This is a genomic window from Neisseria sp. P0009.S007 (genome assembly GCF_051962515.1).
The window spans coordinates 1-3868 of record NZ_JBQCVF010000149.1; the positions used below are offsets into that span (position 1 = coordinate 1).

The 3868-nt window shown below is 40.6% G+C and carries 4 protein-coding genes; all 4 read left to right on the plus strand.

Annotated features, from left to right (window positions below; translation table 11 throughout):
- Positions 1 to 735 (plus strand): DUF4178 domain-containing protein (locus ACTHS3_RS10645; protein WP_440367931.1); only part of this gene is annotated, 735 nt, incomplete at its 5' end.
- Positions 732 to 1115, plus strand: a complete 384-nt coding sequence (speD, locus tag ACTHS3_RS10650) for an adenosylmethionine decarboxylase (protein ID WP_070625914.1) — start codon at positions 732 to 734, stop codon at positions 1113 to 1115. The genes ACTHS3_RS10645 and speD, both read left to right, overlap by 4 nt.
- A gap of 78 nt (positions 1116 to 1193) precedes the next feature.
- On the plus strand, positions 1194 to 1721 hold the full coding sequence (locus ACTHS3_RS10655; protein WP_070625913.1) for a hypothetical protein: 528 nt from the start codon (positions 1194 to 1196) through the stop codon (positions 1719 to 1721).
- Between the two features lie 173 nt (positions 1722 to 1894).
- Positions 1895 to 3721 carry a hypothetical protein gene (locus tag ACTHS3_RS10660; RefSeq protein WP_049335405.1) on the plus strand — a complete coding sequence of 609 codons (1827 nt, stop codon included), beginning with the start codon at positions 1895 to 1897 and terminating at the stop codon, positions 3719 to 3721.
- The last annotated feature ends 147 nt before the right edge of the window (positions 3722 to 3868 follow it).

A 3868-nucleotide genomic window follows, 5' to 3' on the forward strand; every position in this document is an offset into this window, starting at 1 on the left:
ACATTGGCACCAGAAGGGCAGTGGACAGAGTATCTGCTTTACAACCCAACTCAGGGTTTCTTATGGCTGGTTGAAGCTGATGAAGGTTGGAATATTTCCGAAACCTTGAACGATTGGCCGCGCCTCGACCGCAACCGCCAACCGCAAGGCTATGGCAAACTTTATGACTATGGCGGACGGGTCAGGCTTGCCAGCGGAGCGTTTTATTGGCGTGTCCGAAACGGTGATTTGAACTATTACAGCGATTACCGAGACGGGCAAAGCCGTAAACTTGGTTCCGAACTAAACAGTCACGAAATGGCATGGACTAGAAGTGCCCCAATTGCTTATCGGGAAATTGCAGATGCGTTTAATCTGACCAATAAAATATCATCTTATACCGTGAAAATGAGTGCGGATGATATCGATGAAAAATTACGACTTCTGATGATTGCTATTTTGGTTATCGTCAATATTCCGTCATTGTTTATGAATGGCTTCGATATACTGTTCGATATATTTCTTATCGGTTGGGGTGTCTATACTCTTTTTATAGTTGGACGGAAGAGAGATGAAAATGGCGAACAGAGTATCTCTCGAGTGGGATATGTTATTTGTGCAATGGCTTTGATTGTTTTTGTTACGATGATGAATTATGCAGATTTGTCTGATTTGGATGATGACAGCAGCCGAGTTCATTCAGGCGGAAGCTACGGTGGCTTTTCCAGCGGTAGCTATTCCGGAGGCCATAAATGACCCATGCCCCCGGTAATCATGGCCTATTGGACTTATACGGTTGCGATGAAGCCATCTTAAAAGATGAAGGCCGTCTGAAAACCGCTTTGATGGCTGCCGCACAGGCTGCAGAAGCCACTATATTGACCGAACATTTCCATACCTTCGGCGGCGCAGGCGGCGTAACCGGCGTTTTACTACTTGCCGAGTCTCATATCAGTATCCACACTTGGCCGGAACACCATTTCGCCGCCATTGACGCATTTATTTGCGGCGGTATGAAATTGGAAAAAGTGAAGGAAGTGTTGTGCAGGGAGTTGGCGGCTGAAAGAGCTGTTTGGACGGTTGCGCAACGTGGCGAAGGTATACTGGACGATATACAACCATCGGTTGAACAATAAAATCTGTCAGGCCGTCTGAAAAAATCGGCTGATAGTAAATTAGATAACAAATTTTGTATAAAAAGGCTTTTAAACAAAATGCTTAAAATAAAAGATTGGAAGAGAAACAGAAGTTTGCCATTGGGTATTTACTTGCTTGCAGGTTTGTTTTTGTTTGGAGTGGAAAGTGCCGAAGCAAAAAAATTAACATATGAACGTACCGAGTATTGTCGTAATCAAGTTTATGTCAGTAATAACCAAGGCACATCCCTACGAGTGCAGCCAGGCGATAAGGCATCTTCAATCGCTCAATTGCACTATATGCAATACCTTTGTGTTATCGGTAATGACAGCAAAAATACCGAAGAAGGATACTCTTGGATAAAAGTAAAAAAAGTACCTTTGGCAATCAAAGAAAACCAAATCAGTTGTCATGATATGGGCCTGCCTGACAACTGCACCAAACCTACCGATTTCCCGACTGAATGGAAAATCAAACCGCCCAAAGGCAAAAAATGTCGTCTTTCCACTCATGTTGATAATGAAGGTCAGTTGCTTATTGTCGCAAAAGGCGTTTGCCCAACCGGATGGGTAAAAGAGAGAGATGTACAATTTTTTGCCGATTAGTAAACTTGGCTTTAGTTAAAGAAAAAAACAAAGTTCATCATATGGCAGAACAATCAAGAAAAAAGATTTAACTTATTCTTTATTAAAAGACAGGCCGTCTGAAAGCATATTCAATCCGTTTTCAGACGGCTTTATCTTACATTTTTAAAATATCCTGATTAAGGAAATCAGAAATGCATGTTCGTACTTCCATCATTTTTGCCTTATCCATGCTCACCTTAGGAGCATGTGTCAGTCATCATCCTTCGGTTCCTCATGCTTCAACGGTGAAAGACCGTGCATATTATTTCCAACATCTTGACGAAGCCCAAGCAAAAAAAGAGCAATGTTTGAAAGACAGAGTATTTGAGAAAGCAGGCGTTGATATGGAAAACAGCAGAGATCAACAAATGATTGCTGCGTATCCCGATGACCTTTTAATGCTCAACCAAGATAATGCGGAATTATTTTCTTGTATCGCTGCGTGGACGGCTGCTAATTCCGCAGAACCATTACGCAAATGGCAGAGGGAAAATGAGGAAAGTGAAGCCACCAATCAAAAATTTGAGGCACAGGTTATGCGGTTTAAAGCAGAACTAGAAAAGAAATACTCAGAAATAGATTGGAAAAAGTTTTATCCTGCCGCACTCTATCAGGAATCTGTCCATTTCCTTTACACAGACAGTACGTCAGAAGAATATGCAAAAAAAGAAGCCATCGAACGTATCTTTATTGATAAAGCGAAACGGTTTATAGCAGAATCGGAAGCGAACAATATTGAAACGCTGACCCAAAAGATGTCGCAAATCTGCAAGGAGGATACTTGGGGCTATATCCCTTCGTGTAAAGTCTATTATCATGTTTTAAAAGAAAAACTCTCGAAAAAAACACTATCCGAATTAGTGGAGATGGAAAAACAGTATAACGACGGCGAGCATATGCCTGTTCCTATTTTATTTGAAGCTTATCGTTTTACCCTTGGATCTGCTTTGGAGAAAATAAATCGAGAATTAATGTCAGACTACGGTAAACTCGATTCCGAATATAGGCAGTGTGTAAAAAAAATCGGAGAAAAAGTCTCGGTTACCCAAATGGACAGCTTTGAAGAAAATTTCGAGCCGGAGTTTTATCTCGGTTTTTATCCCGAATGTGCCGTTACCGATAACATTATGAAACAATTGGAGTTTCCTCTGGATTTAAATGTCGCGGTTGAAAGCAAAATTTTCCACAAAATAGTCAAACAAAGCCAGGAAGAAAACGAGAAATTTCTCATCGATGAAGAGCTATCAGGAATAGCATGGCGGAAGCAGCTGGAAGAATCGCCCGAAGTCTTACAAACCAAAAAAAGCTTGGCTCAAAAATATGCCCAAACACCTTGGCAAAATTTCAGGAGCACTATAAAACAAGACTATCCAGATATCGAAAGTGACTTCTCGGGTACGGAAGAAGAACAGAAGCAGAAAAAGATAATTTCTACTGCCCTGAGGTTAATCTTGATTGAAAAAATACAGCCTGAAATGGACAAGTTAGAGAAAAAAAGTATAGATGAATTACTTACTGAACTACGAGCTCGTTGTAAAGAAGGAGAAGGAATAGATTGGCTAAGCGATACTCAGTGTATTCTGTATTACCGTACCTTCTTAAAAAAAATTCAGGGTCAAACTTTAGAAGAGCTATTAGCTTCAAAAGATAAATATGAAGAGGGGCCTTCCTTGGTTAAGTTTTCCTATAAGTTAGTATTAGAAGGGAAAGAGGTGAAACGATCCTTCGAACTGATAAAAAATGATGACAAACGCGAAGCAGCATACTGGCAATGTATCAAAAACATCAGCAAAACCATAAAGAAATCAGGCATTCTAGAAACTAACGATGCCGAGTCGATTATCTTGAACGAACCTGGTTGCAAACAGGTGTACTATGTCATGAGCAATATGAACGAAGAAAAACGGTTCACATATTTTGCCGACACGCTGCTTAACAAGAAACGTTTCAAAGAAGCTCCGAAAGTTCAACAAGATTGATGTAAACATTTCATTAAGAGGCCGTCTGAAGTCTTGCATATGCTGTTTTCAGACGGTCTTAAACCTTGTTCTGATTAAACTGAAATATTGACGTTATATGGAAAAAACGCCTTTTTTTAAAACCGATTGCCCAAGCTGTGGTGCGCC

What these genes read in the sequence shown, in the direction of transcription:
- speD (WP_070625914.1), top strand. Translation starts at nt 732, where the DNA reads ATGACCCATGCCCCCGGTAATCATGGCCTATTGGACTTATACGGTTGC.
- ACTHS3_RS10655 (WP_070625913.1), top strand. Translation starts at nt 1,194, where the DNA reads ATGCTTAAAATAAAAGATTGGAAGAGAAACAGAAGTTTGCCATTGGGT.
- ACTHS3_RS10660 (WP_049335405.1), top strand. Translation starts at nt 1,895, where the DNA reads ATGCATGTTCGTACTTCCATCATTTTTGCCTTATCCATGCTCACCTTA.